Raw genomic sequence first — 19,650 nt, forward strand, 5'->3', positions numbered from 1 at the left:
AGGATGGGACTCAACGGGCTCTTTGGAATCGGCACGTCGGCGTTGGCGACGTTTCAGCGGGCCCTGGCTGTGACCGGACAGAATATCTCCAATGTCAATACACCTGGATATTCACGGCAGCAGGCGATTCTGACCGAAACCGATCCGCAAAACGGGCAGCCGGGTCAAATCGGGACCGGCGTGCAAGCCTCGGAGATCCGCCGCACCGTCGATACGTTTCTTGAACGACAGCTGCTGTCATCGCATGAGCGGCAGGGCCAATTTCAAGCGTCTCGCGATGCGCTGCAGCGCGTGCAGCCCCTATTCGGCGATTCCAACGATCAGGGATTGGGAGCCAGTCTCAATGAGTTCTTCAACGCCTGGCAGGATGTGGCGACCAATCCCGCCGACCAGACTGCTCGCACGGTGCTGCTGTCCAAGGCCACGTCCATGGCGAATCAGTTCAACCAACATGCCGCGGACCTCTCGGCGCAGCGACAGGCGCTGGACGGGCAGATCGGCCAAGCCATCACCGATATCAATCAATTGGCGTCGCGGATTGCGGGGTTGAACAAGTCGATCAGTCAAGCCGAATTCAGCGGCCAGCAGGCCAACGACCTCCGCGACCAACGAGGTGTGTTGTTGAATCAACTTGGAGAGCTGGCCGATGTGTCGACGGTCGATGACGGCACGGGCCAGCTGAGCGTATTTGTGGCCAGGGGACAGGTGCTCGTGGAGAAAGACCGCACGTATGAGCTGCAAGGCGCCGCGAATGCCGCGAACAGCGGGCTCTTGGACGTACAGTACGACGGGGGCGGTGGGCCGGTCACGCTCAATTCCGTCATCGCAAGCGGCCGCCTCAAAGGGCTGCTGGATGTGCGGGATCAAACGCTTCCGTCCATTCAAGGCTCGTTCGACCAGCTGGCTTCCGCTTTAGTGACGCAAGTCAACAGCACCCATCAGGCCGGATACGGACTGGACGGCTCGACCGGGCAAACGTTTTTTGCGGCGGCCGGCACGACGGCCGCCACGATTCAGGTCTCGCTCACCGACATTCAAAAAGTTGCGGCATCGTCAACCGCCGCCGGCGTGCCGGGAAACAATGTGAACGCGCTGGCCGTCGGCGCTCTGCAAACGACCAGATTTGCATCGCTCGGCAATGCCACCTTGCAGGAATATTACGGCGCTGCAGCCGGGGACTTCGGCTCGGCGATGCAGGGGGCGGAGCGGGATTTGAGCGCACAGGAAATCATCCAGGAACAGTTGGAAGCACACCGAGCCGAAATCTCGGGCGTGTCGCTCGATGAAGAGCTGGTGAATCTTCTGAAATACCAGCGGTCCTTTCAGGCCGCCTCGCGGCTCATCGTCGTGGCGGACGAAATGTTTCAAACCATCCTCACCCTCAAACGGTAGCGGCGTGGTGGAAGCGGGACAAGGGAGAGGCCTATGAGAGTCGCGGATCAGCAGATGTACGGAACGCTCCTCGGAAATCTTCAGCGGTCGCGGCAGCAGCTTCTTCAAGCACAGGAACAGATTTCCTCCCAAAAGAAAGTCACGCAGCCGTCCGACGATCCGGCAGCCTTCGGCCAAATTGTGCTCGACAAATCGTCTCTGTCTCAGACCGACCAATGGACCAGAAACGTTCAATTCGGTACGGCCCGTCTCGACGCGGCCGACAGCGCCCTGGGACAGGTACAAAACGTCCTCACGCGCATCCGGGAATTGACGATCCAGGCCCGCAGCGACACCACTTCGGCCCAGGGCAGAACGACCATCGCCCAAGAAGTCCGTCAACTGCACCGCCAGTTGATTCAGTTGGGGAACACGGACGTAGGCGGACAGGCGATCTTTGCCGGCACGGAAACGAATGTGACCCCGTTTGTGATTTCATCCGGCGACTCCGTGACGTACCAAGGGAATTCGGAGAGCCAATCCATTGCCGTCGGGCGTAATCAAACGGCGCAAGTCCTGCTTCCCGGCAGCGAGGTGTTTACCGGGCCCACGACCAATGTGTTCGACAGCGTCAGTAATTTATTGAGCGCACTGGAAAGCAATAACGCGGCGGGTATCGACACGGCGATCGGCGCCCTCGATCAGGCGACCAATCAGATCAGCAATGCGCAAGGGAAGATCGGCGCCATGGCCAACCGTCTCGACGTGACCAAGGCGGCGCTGGATACGACGACGACGACGATTCGACAGGCGCTGTCCAACAACGAGGATGCAGATCTGACCGCGGCCATCACACAATTGAGCCTGCAGCAGGTGGCGGTTGAAGCCGCAAGCCAGGCCTTCAGCAGAATCTTTGATACGTCTCTCCTCAAGATGCTCCAGTAGGGATGAGTCCGGCGCCGAAATCGAGCGGGCCGGTGCCGACCTCGATGCCGTAAATAGGCTCGCACGCCAAGGAAGGCGCGTATGCTGGTCTTGACTCGTAGACGGGGTGAGGGAGTAACGATCGGTTCGAACATCCGGATCGTCGTGCTCGGCGTGAGAGGCGGCCAAGTCAAGATTGGTATCGAAGCCCCGCCCGCCGTCGAAGTGCATCGAGACGAAGTGTACGCCCGCATCCAGGAAGAGAATAGGATGGCCGCGGAGACAGGCGTCGTTCCGCTGGAAGCATTTCGCGAACTCTCGAAACGGACGGGGCGGCGGCAAGCGTGAGGGCACATCGATGAAATTTGTGTCAACCCGGTTCGGCGAGCTTGAAGTAGATGACGGATCACTCCTCACCTTTCCTTCCGGTATTCTTGGATTTCCTGATCGGACCCGCTATGTGATCCTCGATCATGACACCGACGCGCCTTTCAAATGGCTGCACTGCGTGGACCAGGCGGATCTGGCTTTTGTGATCATCGATCCAGCTTTCTTCAAGCCCGATTATCGGGTGCAACTCGCCGCGGAAGCATTGGCCGAAATCCACGCCGCCCCCGACTGTCAGGATTTGACTATTGCCGTGATTCTTACGATTCCATCGCATGATCCCAGCCGCATCACCGGGAATCTCCGGGGGCCCCTGGTCATGAACCCCCATTCCCGCCTCTGCAAACAAGTCGTGCTTGCGGACGATTGCCCGACACGGTACCCGCTCTTTGCCCAGAACTCCTCCTCGGCGCCCGTGCTCCAAACCACGGCGATGTAACATGGCTTCGCGGATGGAGCGATGTCTTCAAACTCACCCTTGATTGCTACAGTCCCGCACGACTTGGATGAAGTCAGTATGGTTGGGTTCGAGCGGGATAGCCGTGGAACGTCTGGGCGAGCGCGTCAACCTTCCCTTCGAGTACCTGGAAGAGATCCGGCGCCTTGTCCAATGTGCCGAGTCGTCCCATTGACTCGAGTTGACCCGCGATTACGATGATTTCCGCGGCGCAGAGATTGCCGGCCGTTCCCTTCATCGTGTGGGCCGCACGTTCTAATCGTGGACCGTCTTGCGTCCGCAGCGCTTCACGGATCTCACACAGCATGATCGGATACCGTTCGAGGAACATGTCGAGAAGTTGTTTGAATAGATCCGGGTCCCCCCCGATGTTGACGAGCATCCGATCGGCGTCAAACAACGTGCCGCTATTGGTAGGATGATCGTCGTTCTGTGATCCGGCCCGTGTCTCGGATGGATCAGGCGCGGTTAGCCATCGTCCCAGGACCTCTCCCAATTGACGGGTCGTGATTGGTTTCGAAAGGTAATCATCCATGCCGGCCGCTCTGCAGTGATCCCGGTCTTCCTGCATGGCGTTGGCCGTCAACGCGATGATGGGGATGTGGGTCCCTTTCTCCTGCGCGCGAATGATCCGGGTCGCTTCGTAGCCGTCCATCTCGGGCATTTGGCAATCCATGATAATGGCGGCGTAGGAGCCCATACTCATAGCCTTGAGGGCCTCACGCCCGTTGTCGACCACATCGGGTTGATATCCCAGCCGTTCCAACATTCGCGCCGTTAGCTTCTGATTCACGAGATTGTCTTCCGCCACCAGCACTCTCAGCTGTGAAGCCGGACGAGGGCCATCATGGCGCAAGGCGGCACGAGCGGCGACTAGCTGAGGCTGAAGGCGGCCGGATTGGGCCGGTCCATCTGCAAGGCCTAGCACGGTCCTGAGACAAGCCTGAAGGGGATCGTGCCGGACCGGTTTGGTCAGATAGGCGGGAAAGCCGGATCTCCGAGCCTGTTCGGCTTGCCTCGGCTCATTGAGCGAAGTCAGAATCACCACTTTGAGGGAAGATGCGGCGGCAGAAGTCCGGAGGTTCTTTGCGAGTTGCAGTCCGTTGGTTTCCGGCATCGACATGTCCAGCAGGGCGACATCAAACGGCGTGCCTTCGGCGAAGCCTTTCTCAATCACAGTGCGGGCGCTTGCCGCATCCGATGCTCCTACGGTCTTCATCCCCCAGCCCTCCGTCAACCGTTGCAGCATGGTGCGGGTGGATTCATTGTCATCGACGATTACAATGCGGCGCCCGCTCAGATCGGCTGCCGGCGCAAGGGCGAGCGGGGACTGTGGTTGTTTCCCAAACCGGATCGTGCACCAAAACGTGCTGCCTTGCCCCGGCTCGCTCCGCATGCCGACATGGCCGTCCATCAATTCGGCGAGTTGCTTGGAGATAGAGAGTCCCAACCCGGTGCCGCCGTATTTGCGCGTGGTTGAACTATCCGCCTGGGTAAAGGGTTGGAATAGGCGGGCCTGAACGTCCGGATTGATTCCGATGCCGGTGTCCGTCACTTCAAAACGAAGGTCGCTGGAGTCGGCGTGATCCTGATCGAGAAAGACCCGCAGCATCACCTCCCCTCGTTCGGTGAATTTAATGGCATTGCCGAGAAAATTGGTCAGGATCTGCCGTAACCGGCCGGGATCGCCGCGGAGAGCGATCGGGACTGAGGCCTGTATGAGACCGGCAACCTCCAGATGTTTGGATTGCGCGCGTTCCGCACATTGCATCAGGACGCCTTCCACGCTTGCGCGCAGATCAAAGTCGATGCATTCCAATTGGAATTTCCCGGCTTCAATTTTGCTGCAATCCAAGACGTCATTGATCAGCGACAACTGCGTTTCTCCGCATTGCTGGATGGTTTGGACAAACGACCGCTGTTCCTCCGTCAGTGCCGTATCGAGCATCAGGCTGGCCATCCCGATGACACCGTTCATGGGAGTCCGAAGTTCGTGGCTGACCGTCGCGAGAAAGGACGCCTTGGCCTGCGTGGCCGCCTGCGCTTGCTGGAGTGCCTGGTCCAATTGCCGGTTGGTTTCTCGAAGATGGTCCGCCGTCTGATTCAGCATCCGGTGCGTGGTGTGCACGTCCGTCATGTCGATCGCGTAGCCGCGCACGCGGCCGTGGCTTCTCACAGGGCAGAATGTCCAGGCGAAACAGGCGCCTCCGACCGCCACCTCTTGTACCGAAATGCGTGTCGCGGTCGCGAGACACCGGTCGATGAGCGAGGGAAGATCAGGGGGAAATAGATCGCACCAACCGGAGTCATTGAACCCGAATCGTGACAGCAGCGCGACCATGACCGGGTTCGCATAGAGCATCTGTGCATCGCGGTCCAATTCGACAATCGGGTAGGGGCTTTCCTCCGCAATGGCAGCCAATCGGTCCCGCTCATCTTCCAGCGCCAGCTCCCGCGTCACATCCCGAATCGTCAACATCGTGGCGACGCCGTCGAACAATTCCAACGATCCCGGCGTCGATTCGATATGAAGCGAGCGGCCGGACCGGCTCAGGAACAGGCCGTGAGTTTTCCGGCCGGTGGTAAACAGGTCCTGCCAGCACAGGCTTCCAGATTCGGAGGACGCGTCGAGTTCCCGCTCGATGAATCGATCGAGGAGGTGGCCGCGGGCCATGTCGGGATGGCAGCGCATAAGCCGACCGGCATGAAGATTCATGAACAGCACTCGGGTTTGCGCGTCCAGTAAGCACAAACCGACGGGCAGAGTCTCATAGAGTTCACGCGATACGGCTTTGGAAAGGCCGTGCGCAGGATCGTCGGGCTCGGGCATGGAAGAGTGCAAGGACAGTGGCTGCGTCACCGGGGAGTTCCCTCGCAGGCGGTGTCGAAATAATCGGACACTCGCACTCCTTCGTGCCGAGGATCCAAGGCCCGCAGAATGGTTCGCACCGGCCGGCCCGGCTCCGCAATGGCCAGGTCGACGGTGAGCGGCTCCCCATAGGGCTCGCCTTGCGGTCCCGTGACGATTTTTACCGTCGGTTTCATCCGATGCTCGGGATGAATGCCGACCACAATGGCCCTCTCGCCGGTGTTGAGCCTGATCAAGCTCCCGATCGGGTACACGCCCAGGGCCTTGATCGTGACTTCGACCAAGGCCTTGTCGAAGCGGCCTTTTTCTCCAAGCACGAACAATTGCCGGATGGCGTCGTGCGGAAGCATCGGCGCCTGTTCGGTCCGCCAGCTCACCATCCCGTCATACGTATCGACCAGGCCGACCAATTGGCTGAAGCCGAGCACGGCATCCCCGCGCAAACCCTGCGGGAAGCCGCTGCCGTCCAGCCGCTCATGATGCTCGACAATGATGCGGCGTGTCGTCTCCGAAACGGAACCGGCCATGGCCTGGGTGATCGCTGTGATGGCCAATTGAGGATGCTGTTGCATCAAACTGTTTTCATGCGTGCTGAGCTCCCGTCCCTTACGATACAGATTGCGGGGCAGGCGCAGGTATCCCACGTCATGCAGCATGGCGCCGATCCCGAGATCTTCCTGGTCCTTCGGCCCGTATTGCATCTCGTGCCCGATGATCATCGAGAGCACGCCGACATCCAAGGCGTGAGATGCCAGCGTCCGGTCGAATTCCTGCATTTTTTGGATACAGAATTGGGTCAGCATTGATTGCGGATGATCCATGATCCGCGCCAAGACCGTGGCGACGGCTTTTTTTAGGCTGGACATGGCGGCCGGATTTCCGGCTTCGAATTCATCGAGAACCCGATCGAGCGCTTTCATGGTTTCTCCGTAGGCGGCGCGAGCCGCTTTGGCCTTTTGACGGGCTCGCTCGGATTCGGAGGGAGCGGCAGCTTCCTTTTTCGGAGGCTCGGTCGGTGCGGGAACGCAAGGGAGAGTCGCGGCAGGTTCGTCCAGATCCAATCCCTTCGTCGTATCGATGAGAACCTCATGTATGCCGTGGCGACGAAGCAGAGTGATGTCATCGTCGCTGTCGACCAGCCGCTTATGGAAGAGGAAGGGGGTTTTGTACCAGGGTTGATCCATCCCCACGACGAACATGCCCGGTTTTAGAGAGCCGATGCCGATGCGTTTTGTGCCGGCCATGGAATCCTTTGAAAAGTCATGGAAAGGTCGCGGCGCACCTCATTCGGATGGTCCCTTTGCATGCGCCTCACGTCGTGTACCACAGTATCGGATCGTTGACGCGGCTTCTTAAACTCGTCCGGTGCATCGACCAGTTCCTGGATGCGGCTCAAGAATCTTCCCTGAGTGGCCGATGAAGTTCATCAGAGGCTGTTTGTGCACATTCATGCCTATCGTTAACGACTCCTATGGCTGATCAAGGACCCTCCATTCCTGTTTCGGCCTCTTTTCTATCCGTGGGGCTCCCACTCCAACTGTGCTTCGGAGACCAGCTTGGGCATCCTCAGTACGGATCTTCCTTATTGGGCTGGAAGGCGGGAGACTGGTTGATCTGCGAGTGGCCGTATCATCTCGGGCAACCGGTCGCATGCCGGATGAATGAATCCTGTCTGGTCCGATACTTGTTCGACGGGCGGTTCATCGGCTATCCGAGCGTCATCCGGGAGCAACAACTTCAGCCGTTCCCGTTTCTGTTCCTGGCCTTCCCGCAGAGTGTCGAGGAAGTGGCCCTGCGCAAGCATGCGCGGGTCTCCCTGAAGGAGCCTCTGCGGATCAACATTGAAGAGTGCCGGCCGTTCGGTTCCGCCGCGAAACCACGTGTCGTCGGCGCCATGATGCATGATCTGAGTCTGACCGGCTGTTGTGTGGAAGTCCGGAGCGGAAGGACGACATGGGCCCAGGGTGCAAGCGTGCGGCTGGAATTTGAACTCAGGGGAGTCGGCCATATCTCCAATCTGACCGGCATCGTCAAGAACGTGACCGACTTTCCCGCTCATACCGAGATCGGCATCGAATTTGTCTTCACCGGAAGCGAGTTCATCGAATATCGGGGCTGGGGAGGGACGGTGCGAAAAGCCATCGAATGCTGCGTCTTGCAGAAGTCCGCGCTGTGACGGCCTTTGGATGGGCGCGCCGCCGGCGCTGGGCGGCAAGATAGCGCCTGCGCTTGATCGAGTTGCCCAGTCACTCGGCAATTTGTTCCCCGCCGGTGAAAATGGATGGTCACAGCCGTTTGCAGGCCGCCTGAATCGCCTCAAATGTGAATGCCTGGTCCGCACAGCAATGGCGTGAGTCTTGCTAGGTTTGAACGGGCAAAAGCCGATTCGCCAACCGCGCTTCAAGGATGAATGCAGCATGCAGATGAGACGAGCGAGGCAGCACCATGTGGTTATCACCGGCGGAGCCGGTTTCATCGGCTCTCAGCTATCCGCGAAATTTCTTGCGAGCGGCGGCAAGATTACGATTCTGACACGGCATGCCGAGAGTCCGAACGTACAGCGATTGGTGCGGCAAGGCGCCAAGGTCCTGTCGTGTGATCTGTCCCGGCCGGACGGAGTTCCGGTCCCTTCGGATCTTCCTCACGGCCAACCCTTCATTCATCTGGCGGCTGATGTTTCTGTCAACGGGCCCGGACTTTGGGCTGCCAATGTGGACGGCACCAAGCGGGCGCTCGATCTGGCGCGTGCGATCGAGGCCTCCCATGTCACCGTGGCCAGCAGTATCGAAGCGCAGGGATTGGGATCCGACGAAGAAGGTCTGTTGCCGGAAGGAATGGCATGCCGGCCGGTTTCCGACTACGGACGGTCCAAAATGCAAGCGGAAGAAGCCGCTACCGAATGGGCGCGGGCAACGGGAATGTCCCCATTAGTCTTGCGCATTGGCAATATCTATGGTCCCGGAAGCGCCTGGCTGCTCGAGCCGACCTTGCTCGCCTTGCTCAATCACGAGCCTGTTCGGCAGGCCTGGGCGCAACTCCGCCGGCGCCGCCTGCAACCGCTCTATGTGACTGACCTCGTCAACGGGATGGCGCGGGCGATCGAGGAGAATCTGACGGGCCTCTACAATATGACCGGCGAAGAAACGGTCACGATTGAAGACTACGTCGGAAAAGTCGCCGGACTGCTGGATCTGACTCGCGAGTTGATCGCACTTGCTGAGCCGGCACCTGCTTCTCTGACACCGGTACCGTCCCTGCCGGCGGATTTTGCCTATGTGCTGATGGGGGATCAGCTTCATTGCCACCGTTGTTATGACAACAGCAAATTGCGCGACGCGATCGGCCCCTATGTCCGGTGGTCGCTGAGTCGTGGACTGGCTTCCACGTTGCAATGGTACTGGGGGACGCGCGGTCCGTCGGGATCGCCTGTCTCACAGGCCGCGTAGATCAGGAGACTGCCATGCACGTGACATTGATCTTTCCCGGTATCGCACTGCCCGGCTTCGACAGCTTCAGAAAGAAACCAACCGTTGAGGCGAACTTCATCGATCACGGCCTCGCCTCGATCAGCGCCGCCGCCAAGGCGCGGGGGCACCAGGTCGATCTGATCGATCTGCGGCGGCTGAAGAATTGGGACCATTTCCGTGATGAAGTGCGGGGCCGGACGTCGAAGATCTGGGGCATCACCTCCTGGAGTCTGCATTATCCGGATGCCGTGCGGGCGATCCGGATCGTGAAGGAAGAACGGGAAGACGCCATCGTCGTCTTGGGCGGCGTTCATGCGACCATTCAGACTCAACAGGTCGCGGCCAATCAGCTGATCGACCACATCATCACGCAGGAAGGCGAACTCAGTTTTCCGGTCCTGCTCGACAAGCTGGAGGCAGGACAATCGGCGGACCGGATCATCGTCGGCGAAGGACCGGTGTTGGACGACATTCCCTGGGTGGACCGCGATCTTTTTGACATGACCGGCGAGCTGGCTACGCCGATGGCGCCGGGGATGCCGATTCCGTTTGTCACGACCAATGCGGGGCGCGGCTGCCCGTTCAAATGCAATTTCTGCCAGCCTGCCGAACGGGCGGTCTTTGGGAATCGCGTCAAGATGCGAAGCCAGCAGCATGTCATCGACGAACTCCGCCTGCTCAAAGAGCGGTTTCGGTTCCGAAGTTGGATGGCCCATGACGATTTGTTTTTCATCAATCACCGGTGGACACGGGAATTCTGCCGGCAGTATCGCGCAGCCGGCTTCACCGAGCCGTATATCTGCCAGATGCGCGCCGATCTCATGTGCCGGTACCCCGATGTGGTCAAGGAGATGGCGGAGTCCGGTCTCGCCTGGGCGATGATCGGCTTTGAAAGCGGCAGCCAGCGGATCCTCGATATGTTCGAAAAGGAAACGACGGTGGAGGAGAATCTCCGCGCCGCGGAAATCTGCCGAGACTATGGCGTGAAAGTATGGGCCAATATCATGTTCGGCGCGCCGACGGAGACCAGATTGGAAGTGATGGAGACCGTCCGGATGGTCTGGAAAATCAAGCCGACCCATCTCAGCACGAGCTTCTTCACGCCGACGCCAGGCAGCAATATCGCGAAAGAAGTGGAGCGGAAGGGGCTGACCATGGTGGACCCGTACAGCGGCTCTTGCCGCACCCCCAACGAGGCCAAACTCAAAGATCTGGATTACGACTGGCTGAACAAGGCAATTCAGTTGGCTCACCAGGGCGGAACGGAATCGGCGCTGCTGGCGCTGGGTCACCTGCCGGTGAAATCCCAGGAGTCCACATGCATATCGCATTAATCAACAGCCCATCCCTCGCGACCAGGCCGGTGAGCCGTAGCATGGCCGGCGGCCTCGGGTTCGACGGAAGCGGCCAGATGCTTTTGCCCCCGTTGGACTTGGCGATCATGGCGGCCAGCCTGCGACAGGCGGATCACCATGTCGAAGTGATCGACGCGGATCCATTGGGATTGGATCAAGCGGGCGTGCTGACCAAGCTGCAAGGTGCGCAATGGGACGTGATCATCGCCTCTGTGTCGTTGCCCACGCTGGATCAGGACGCGGCATTTCTAGTGGCGCTCCGGCTCGGGTGTCCGGGCGCCAGGATTTTCGGCAAGACGCTAGTGCGGGATCATGAGGTGCTCCAGGCCTTGCTCGCCAAGAGCGGCGCCGATCTGGTCATTCATGGGGAAGCGGACCTCAGCATCGTGGACCTGGTAGCGGGACGGACCCGAAGCGGCACGGCCTGGCTGGATATGGAAGAGGGACGGCCTCGGTTTCGAAGCGATGAAGGGGAAGCGGTCCGGGATCTGAATGCGCTGCCGTTTCCGGCTCGAGACCTCTTACCCAACGATCGCTATTGTTACCCGCTCCTGGGAAGTCCGGTAGCGACGATTCAAACCAGCCGCGGCTGCCCCTATCCCTGTGGATTTTACTGTCCCTATCCGCTGGTCGAAGGAGTGAAGTGGCGCGCCATGTCGGCGGAGCGGATCGCGGCGGAATTGCGCGACATCGTCGAGCGCCATCATCTCTCGAAAATTTATTTCCGCGATGCCACGTTCACTCTGAATCAGGAGCGGATCATCGCCCTGTGCGATCTGATCATGGCCGCCGGCTGGCGACTGGAATGGGTCTGTGAGACGCGGGTTGACTGCCTCGGCGATACGGTGCTCGACAAAATGCGCGCCGCCGGCTGCGTCGGGATTCTGATCGGTGTCGAATCGGGCGATGAACAGACGATGCACCATCGGGAAGGGAAAAAGGGATTGACGATTCCCAAGCTGTCCCATCTGCGGGACAAGACCAGGCAACTGGGCATCCGGTTGCACTTCCTGCTCATTGTCGGGCTCCCGCAGGACACGAGAGAATCGGTCGTCGATACATATGAACTGATCCACCGCTATGAGCCGGACACGATCGGCGTGACGATCATTACGCCTTATCCAGGCACTCCGCTGTATGAACAAGGCGTGCGGGAAGGGTGGATCGATTCCTTTCACTGGAAAGATTACGGCGGGCACCAGGTGCCCATGCATACGCCCCATCTGTCGCGGGACGAAATGATCGCCGGCAAGCGTTTTCTCGAGGAAGGTTTTGCCATTCTCAGCAGGGCGAAACGTCCGGGCGGGTCACAGGATCACAGAACTCAACATTATGAGCGGCTGCTTCGTTGGGCCTATCGATTGGAACAGCCTATGGCACAGATGCAGGCCTTGGTGCAGCATCGCAAGGCCTTGGAGGCACGGCGACACCCCCCGGTGGAATTCGCTACGTCGTCCGATCTTTCTGCCGGAGGACCCGCGACTTGTGTCTTAAGCGTCGTGATTCCCACGTATAATCGCCGCGCGATTTTGAGAAAAACGCTCCTGGCCTTTGCATCCCAAACGCTGGCCCACGACCAATTCGAAGTCATCGTCGTGGACGACGGTTCGAGCGACGATACGGTCGATATGGTCCGTCGCTTCAAATCGTCGTTCGCATTGCGACTGGAACCCCAACCGCATCAGGGGGCCAATGCCGCCCGCAATCGTGGCATTCACGCGGCCAGGGGCGGCGTGATCATCATCTCGGGCGATGATATGGTGCCGGAGCCACGGTTTCTCGAAGCGCATTTGGCGTTTCATCGGCAGCATCCCGCCGAGACCGACGCGATGCTCGGCTTTATCGACTGGTCTCCCGAGATCTCCGTGACTCCGTTCATGCGGTACCTCGTCTCGCCCGAGGGCGGGCAGCAATTCGCCTTCCATGAGGTGAAAAACGGGAAGGCGGACTTCCGATTGTTTTACACGAGCAACGTATCGCTCAAACGCGGGCTCCTTCTCAGACAGCCGGTGCTGTTCGATACCGACTTCACTTATCCCGCGTACGACGATACCGAACTGGGATACCGGCTTGCCAAACAAGGCATGCAACTCCATTACAACGCTCTCGCCGTGACGTGCCATCACCACGAGATGACGGTGGAGGGATTTATCGAGCGCCAGCGGAAGGCGGGCCACATGGCGGTGCTGCTGGCGCGCAAACATCCCGCTCTCGATCGGCTCCTGTTGGGCATCGAGGAATTGCTGCAGTCTGGTCAACGGTGCACCGACGAGATGGTGCGATGTCTGCTGAACGGGCTGCGTGAACTAGAAAAGCCGAACCTCGAATCCCTGGCACAACTCCGGATCCACCAGACAACCTTGGACCACTGGTATACGAAATCGGTGCTCTACCCGCTGTATGGGCTCATCCTGACGAAGGCGTATCATCTGGGCGTATGGGAAGCCTCGGCGTCGAGCCGGGGCCGCCGGCCGGCACCCATGACAGCGGTCTCTCGGCCCGCCATGCGGTTCAGCGTATCCATCATCATCCCGGTCTTCAACAAGGTCGAGTTGACCATTCAATGTCTCAGTAGACTGGCGCAGGTGACGCGAGGAGTGGAGTACGAAGTTATCGTCGTGGACAACCATTCGACCGATGGAACGCCGGACTTCCTTGCCGGATTGGGCGGCGATGTTCAGGTCATCAGCAATCGGGACAATCTCGGATTTGCCAAGGCCTGCAATCAAGGGGCCCTGGCGGCCAGGGGCCAATACCTGCTTTTCCTGAACAATGACACCATCCCCTTGACCGATTGGCTGATGCCGCTCATTGAGGAAGTCGAGCAGAACAGCAGGACGGCGGTCGTCGGCAGCAAATTGCTTTATGAGGACGGCACGATTCAACATGCCGGGGTGGCGTTCTCGCGCGTCTGGTTCACACCCTATCACGTGTACAGCGGCCAGCCGGCTGATGCGCCTTGCGTGAATCGGCGGCGGGAGTTTCAGTCCATCACCGCGGCCTGCATGCTGGTGCGCCGGGAGATTTTCGAATCGGTCGGCGGGTTCGACGAGGGATATCGCAACGGGTTCGAGGATGTGGATTTGTGCTTGAAGATCCGCCAACAGGGTTGGGAAGTCATCTACCGGCCGGACAGTGTACTCTATCATCTCGAAAGCCAGACACCCGGTCGCAAGGCGCATGATAAGGACAATGCCAAGCGGCTCGTGCAGCGGTGGGCTCATCAATGGAATCTGACCGACGAAGACGCGATTTATCATGCGGATGGGTATGCGCTTCGCTACTACAACGACGACGGCGTGCTTCGAAGCCGTGTCGAGCAGTTAAGCGATCCGGCCGCGCAATCGCAATGGAACACCGTCGCCACGGTGCAGCGCGCGTCTCAACAGGATGACATGGAGACGGTTTTAGCGTGGCTCGTCCGTCCGGATCAGTGGCCGGCCGATGTCTGGGCGCTGCGTTGGGCGGCCTTTGTCTGCCGGTGCGTGGGCCGGCATGGATTGGCCGAACCGTTTTGGGAACGAGTACTCCAGATGGAGGAGGATCCGGACGCTCGCGTGGCGCTCGCGAAATCGGCACTCGAGAGGGGAGAACTCGGGACGTCCGACGAGCATCTCAAGCAGTTGTTCATGAAACATCCGGACCATGGGGAAGGTCTGCTGGTGCGAGGGATTTTGGCCATGCAACGAGAAGCCTATGCCGAAGCGGGGAATGCGTTCGGGCAGGCGTTATGCCATCACGCGGATGCACGGAAAGCGCGCTTGGGCATCGCGATGTCGGCGCTCGGTCTCAAGCAGCCGATCAGGGCATGGAGCTCACTGATCGCGGTGCTGGCGGACCATCCGGATGACGCCGAGGCGATGCACTGGTTGGTACGGGCCGGCACGTTGCTGAGCCGATGGGAGGAGCTCGGCGACCGCCTCATGACATACGTGACAAGGAATCCCGCCGACCTCGGCGCGCGGTTCGCGTTATGCGGCGTGTTGGTACGGGTGAACCGAATGGATCGTGCCCGCCAGGAATGTGATCGATTGCGGCTGCTGGATGAATCATACGACGGGCTGAAAGAACTGGAGCAACGGATCGCGGCCAAGCAGTCCGTGATCGTCTCGGACCATGCGGCCTGATCCTGCCTTGCGACGGCGCGCGCTGCTCATTCAACTGGCGCGTCTCGGGGATCTTATTCAAACCCTCCCGGTCTTGGACGCGTTGCGGGAGCGCCATCCGCACCGAGCTTTCGACTTGCTATGCGCCGCGCCGCTGGCTGATCTGGTCCGGGAAAGCTTCCCGGTGGATCGTATTCTCCCCTGGGACGGCAGCCGCTGCCGGGTGTGGGCCAATGACTGGAGCCGCGACCCGCTCGGGATGGTGCAGCTTCTTCGACAGTACATCGAGGGGCTCAGTGCCCAGCAGTACGAGGAGGCCTACAATCTCAACCAACATGAACGGGCTATTCTGGCGGCGCATCTGCTGGCCGCTCGTGTCACGGGAGCCGGAGCCACCGGTCCGCTGTCCGCCGAATTGGACTCATGGGCATCGTACCTTCGCGGCGTCGCTGGCCATCGGGGGCCCAATCGCATTCATCTTGCCGACGCGTTCTGCGGGCTCTGCGGTGTGCGGCCCCGTGGACGGGCCATGGTGCTCCGACATGGAAACGCCGCTCTTCCCGCAGATTTGGAAGAAATTGGAGCCAATGGAGATTATTGGGCTGCCGTGGTCATTGGAGCCGGCGATGCCGAACGCTGTATTCCGCCGCCGATCTGGACGGAATGGATCGACACGTTGCTTTCCGCCGACTCCCGCGCCCATGTGGTGTTGATCGGCACCGGCGGAGAACGGGAAGCGGCGCACGCCGTTCAGTCGTCGCTGCGGTCGATGCTCTTGAGCCGACTCTGGGATGCGACGGGACGAACAACGTTATCTCAACTCGTGACCATCTTATCCCGGAGCCGATGGGTCGTGGGTGCGGATACCGGTCCTCTCCATCTGGGCACCGCCGTCGGCGCTCGTGGGATCGGATTGTATTTCGCCCGTGCCCGCGTGCATGAGACGGGTCCTTACGGAGAAGGCCATTGGGTATTCCAGCACCGCGACCAAAGCAGGCCGGTCCATTGGCCGATCGGGCCCAGTGTCGAGTTGATGTGCGGTGAGCAACTCACCACAGGGGCGGAATGGGAACTCTGGAAGAGTCACGTGGACGAATGGGGCGCCTATTTCGAAGACCCCATCGGCTCGGACAGCGGCGCATCACAGCGCGAGATGGTGTGGCGCCGGCTAGCCCCCTCACTCGTTCCGGCGGAACATGATGAATATGTTTGAATCAAATCTGTCGGTGATGGCCCGCCGCCACCCGGCCCTGGCCGACGCAATCAGAGAAGCAGGGGGCGGCGCGCTGACCGTCCTGCCCGCGCGCAACGGCCTTCCCACAGCACAGCGCAACGGCCGCTGGATTCATAGCGCGTATGACCCCGTGCGGGAAGCGGAAAGTTGGGCCTCCGAACAGGCATCATCCGGCCGGGCGCAGGAAAGTCTCGTGATCCTGGGGGTGGGCCTGCTCTATCACGTTGAAGCCCTCCGTCTCCGCGCGGCGGCCGATACGAAAGTGATGGTCGTCGCGCCGGATCTTGCGGAGCTCCATGATGCCTTCGCGTCACGATCCATCGGGCATCTTCTTCAGACGATCAGTTTCGTGTCCGGGTCGCCGGATGCGGTGGCTGGTGAACTCGCCTCGGTCGGCTGTCCGCTGCGATTGGTGTCGTATGCGCCGGCCATGGCATCGCACGGGACCTATTATGCCGCGTTCGAAGAGCAGCTGCGCCGGCGGATCGCGGCGCGGGCCGGCGGACAATTGAACATCGCCGTCGTGGGACCGATCTATGGAGGCTCGTTGCCGATTGCGCGGTACGCCGTTCGGGCCCTTGAAGAACTCGGGCACCGGGTCGGATGGATCGATCATAGTGTGCATGACCGGTCCTATGAAGAACTTGCCAAACTCGACGATCTGCGTCACCGGCAGGTGATCCAAAGCCGGCTGGCCGAGGTCCTCAGTCAATTCACGCTGGCCCGGCTCGCGGAGGATCCACCGGATGTGGTGCTGGCTCTGGCGCAGGCGCCGCTGACCTCGGTTGTGTTGGAGCATCTGCGACGAAAGAAATTTGTTTGCGCCATGTGGTTTGTCGAAAACTATCGCCATCTCACGTACTGGCAACAACTCGCCGCGAGCTATGACTATTGGTTCGTCATCCAACGGGACCCCTGCCGTGACGCCCTCCGGCAGGCCGGCGCGCGCGATGTGGTGTACGTGCCGATGGCGGCCGACCCGTTGATCCACCGGCCGATCGAATTGACTGCGGATGAGCAGGAAGAGTTCGGCGCGGATCTGTCCTTCGTGGGGGCGGGCTATGCCAATCGCCGGACGTTGCTCCCGAAACTCATCGCTCCCGGCTGGACCTTCAGGCTGTGGGGCAATGAGTGGGACGGGGCGGACGCGCTAGGCAGCGTGCTCCAGCGGGGAGGGGCGCGGATCGACACGGCGACCTGCATGAAAGTGTTTAATGCCTCACGGATCAACTTGAACCTCCACTCCTGGTCCGGAACCGGTCTGGACCCGCAGGCGGACTTTGTGAATCCCCGGACATTCGAGCTGGCCTCGTGCGGCGCCTTTCAGCTGGTGGACGAGCGGGCGTTGCTGCCGGAACTGTTCAGCGGCGATGAAGTCCGCTCGTTCAAGACCTTCGATGAGCTTCCCTCGTTGATCAGACGATGGCTCGGCGACCCCGACGCGCGGGCCGCCGCCGCGCTTGGAGCGCGGCGGCGGGTCCTGGCCGAACATACGTACGTTCACCGGATGAAAGACATCCTGTCTCATATCGGCATGAGCCGGCCGGATCGGGTTGGGCCGGTCTTGAGCGGGGAACGCCGGGCCGAGGCCTTGACGGCTCGGTGCGGCGATATCCCGGTGCTGGAATCGTTGATGCGGGGATTTGCGCCGGACCGGCGGGTTGAACTGAAGGATGTGGCCGGACGGATCAGGTCCAAGGCTGCTCATACGCCGCTTGCCCGCGAGGAACTCTTGGTGCTCATGCTGGATGAATATCGATCGGAGATGCGGGACATCCTATGACGCGCCAAGTGCTCTTACTTAATATCACGCGGATGGGAGATCTCGTGCAAATGGGCGCCCTGCTGCACCGGCTTCAATATGAGTGGCCCGGCGCCGCGGTGGATCTGGTGGTGGACCGGCGGTTTGCTCCGGTGGCCGTGCTCTTGCCGCATCTCCGCCATATCCGCACCTATGACTTCCACGCGTTGGTTGATGACAGCCGTGTGAATGCGCGGGACGTGGTGACGCTCTACCGGGATCTCGCCGCTTGGGCTCAACCGATGGTGGAGACCGGCTATGATCGTGTCATCAATCTCACGTTTAACAAACGGAGCGGGTTTCTAGCCAGCTACATCGGTGCGCCGGAGATCCGGGGAGTGGCGGCGGCGCGCGACGGACGGGTCGTGATCCACAATGAGTGGATGGCGTATTTGACCGACATGCACCACCATCGGCGGTTCAATCGATTCAATCTGGTCGATATTTATGCGTGGGGAGGAAGCGGCGCCGGCACGTTTTCTCCCTTGTCGATTACGGTGCCCAAGGGCGCGTGCGAGTGGGCGTGCAATTTCCTTGGTGGGCTGTCCGCGGGAAAACGTTGGATAGCGGTGCAGGTGGGTGCGAGCGACATCATGAAAGCCTGGCGCCCCGAATCCTTCGGGCGCGCGCTGGCCCACATCAGCAAGCAGGCGGACCTCAGCATCCTCTTCATCGGGACGCGGCAAGAGCAGGAGACCGTACAGGAAGCCAAACGCGCCTACCAGGCCGCCGGCGGGACCCGGGCCGTTCTGGACGCCGTCGGCAGGACGGACCTGGTGCAGCTCACCGCATTACTCGCACGCTGCCGGCTCCTGCTGACCAATGATACGGGACCGATGCATCTTGCCGTAGCGGTCGGGACCCCGGTCGTGGATACCTCCGTGGGACATGTTGATTTTCATGAGACCGGCCCATACGGGCCGGGGCATTGGGTGGTTCAGCCGGATCTGGCCTGCGCACCCTGCGGATTCGATCAAGTCTGCATGCACCACGCGTGTAAAGATCACCTGGTTCCCGATCAGATTGCGGCCCTGTGTCTCTATGCGCTGGAAGCCGGGGAGTTTCCCGAGAACACGAGCGGTATTCGGATCTATGAGTCTGCGGTCGATGAGGATGGGTTCGCGACCTATCGGCTGCGCGCGGGCCGCGAGGACAGTCTGTCCGAGTGGTATGGAGCATTCTGGCGAAAGATCTGGTTTGAAAGTTTTACCGGTTCAACCAGCGCCTGTCCGGCTCTTTCGCATCCTCCGCCGGACGTGGACGGTGCGCTCAGGAACTTGCGGAGCTTGGTATCACTCGCAACGCGTCTGGTTTCACGGGCTCAGACTCTGGTGCATTTGGCCGGCAGACACCCGCTTCCCGTCGCGGAACTCAAGCGGGCGCAAGCGCAGGATGAACAGGATCGGGCACTGGCATTGGAGATGAGCCTTCGATCGCCCGCATCCAGTCCGGCTACGATCGCGTTACTCCGGGAGCTTCAGAGCGATGACGGGGAGACCTTGGCGGCCATGGCCCGATCGCGAACCGAGACCTACCGCCGGTGGCGCGCGCGCCTGGCGGCGGCGGAAACAAATCTCCAGATGGTCGCGGCGAATTCATTGCGGCGAACCCAACAAAGGCCGCTCACCATGTATCCAGCTCGTCAATCGGCATGATCGAATCATTGTGGGAAAGGAGGG

At 60.4% G+C, this 19,650-nt stretch carries 13 protein-coding genes; 11 read left to right on the forward strand and 2 right to left on the reverse strand.

Annotation, left to right across the window (positions count from 1 at the left end):
* The first annotated feature begins 3 nt into the window (after positions 1-3).
* The 4 genes from flgK to fliW all read left to right on the forward strand — a co-directional run bounded on the left by flgK (position 4) and on the right by fliW (position 3,121).
* Positions 4-1,392 (forward strand): flagellar hook-associated protein FlgK, encoded by a 1,389-nt coding sequence (flgK, locus tag ACWGXE_RS09285; RefSeq protein ID WP_447603121.1) that lies wholly within the window; start codon positions 4-6, stop codon positions 1,390-1,392.
* 33 nt (positions 1,393-1,425) lie between these two features.
* Entirely contained in the window at positions 1,426-2,316 is an 891-nt protein-coding gene (gene flgL / locus ACWGXE_RS09290) for a flagellar hook-associated protein FlgL (RefSeq protein ID WP_447603122.1), read from the forward strand.
* Positions 2,317-2,397: 81 nt separating this feature from the next.
* Complete coding sequence (gene csrA / locus ACWGXE_RS09295; RefSeq protein ID WP_447603124.1) at positions 2,398-2,643, forward strand: carbon storage regulator CsrA; 246 nt, start codon at positions 2,398-2,400, stop codon at positions 2,641-2,643.
* 10 nt (positions 2,644-2,653) lie between these two features.
* Positions 2,654-3,121, forward strand: coding sequence for a flagellar assembly protein FliW (fliW, locus tag ACWGXE_RS09300; RefSeq protein WP_447603126.1), 468 nt, complete (start codon positions 2,654-2,656; stop codon positions 3,119-3,121).
* Positions 3,122-3,194: 73 nt separating this feature from the next.
* Here fliW and ACWGXE_RS09305 read toward each other — a convergent pair whose 3' ends face one another.
* Together ACWGXE_RS09305 and ACWGXE_RS09310 are read right to left on the reverse strand one after the other, a co-directional pair.
* Positions 3,195-5,999: a response regulator gene (locus ACWGXE_RS09305; protein ID WP_447603127.1), complete on the reverse strand. Its 2,805-nt coding sequence runs from the start codon at positions 5,997-5,999 to the stop codon at positions 3,195-3,197.
* Entirely contained in the window at positions 5,996-7,252 is a 1,257-nt protein-coding gene (locus ACWGXE_RS09310; RefSeq protein ID WP_447603129.1) for an HD-GYP domain-containing protein, read from the reverse strand. Before ACWGXE_RS09310 ends, ACWGXE_RS09305 begins: the two co-directional genes overlap by 4 nt.
* Before the next feature lie 227 nt (positions 7,253-7,479).
* Here ACWGXE_RS09310 and ACWGXE_RS09315 point away from each other — a divergent pair, with 227 nt between their 5' ends.
* From ACWGXE_RS09315 to ACWGXE_RS09345, 7 genes are all read left to right on the forward strand, one after another.
* Entirely contained in the window at positions 7,480-8,184 is a 705-nt protein-coding gene (locus tag ACWGXE_RS09315) for a flagellar brake domain-containing protein (RefSeq protein ID WP_447603131.1), read from the forward strand.
* Between the two features lie 241 nt (positions 8,185-8,425).
* Positions 8,426-9,454: an NAD-dependent epimerase/dehydratase family protein gene (locus tag ACWGXE_RS09320; RefSeq protein ID WP_447603132.1), complete on the forward strand. Its 1,029-nt coding sequence runs from the start codon at positions 8,426-8,428 to the stop codon at positions 9,452-9,454.
* 14 nt (positions 9,455-9,468) lie between these two features.
* On the forward strand, positions 9,469-10,809 hold the full coding sequence (locus ACWGXE_RS09325; protein WP_447603134.1) for a B12-binding domain-containing radical SAM protein: 1,341 nt from the start codon (positions 9,469-9,471) through the stop codon (positions 10,807-10,809).
* A complete protein-coding gene (locus ACWGXE_RS09330; RefSeq protein WP_447603135.1) occupies positions 10,794-14,957 on the forward strand; it encodes a glycosyltransferase in 4,164 nt (1,387 codons plus the stop codon). The genes ACWGXE_RS09325 and ACWGXE_RS09330 overlap by 16 nt, the downstream gene beginning before the upstream one ends.
* Complete coding sequence (locus ACWGXE_RS09335; RefSeq protein WP_447603137.1) at positions 14,947-16,149, forward strand: glycosyltransferase family 9 protein; 1,203 nt, start codon at positions 14,947-14,949, stop codon at positions 16,147-16,149. Before ACWGXE_RS09330 ends, ACWGXE_RS09335 begins: the two co-directional genes overlap by 11 nt.
* Entirely contained in the window at positions 16,133-17,953 is a 1,821-nt protein-coding gene (locus ACWGXE_RS09340) for a CgeB family protein (protein WP_447603139.1), read from the forward strand. The genes ACWGXE_RS09335 and ACWGXE_RS09340 overlap by 17 nt, the downstream gene beginning before the upstream one ends.
* Positions 17,950-19,626, forward strand: coding sequence for a glycosyltransferase family 9 protein (locus tag ACWGXE_RS09345; RefSeq protein WP_447603140.1), 1,677 nt, complete (start codon positions 17,950-17,952; stop codon positions 19,624-19,626). The genes ACWGXE_RS09340 and ACWGXE_RS09345 overlap by 4 nt, the downstream gene beginning before the upstream one ends.
* Positions 19,627-19,650: the final 24 nt, after the last annotated feature.

This window comes from Nitrospira sp. Nam80 (genome assembly GCF_965152575.1).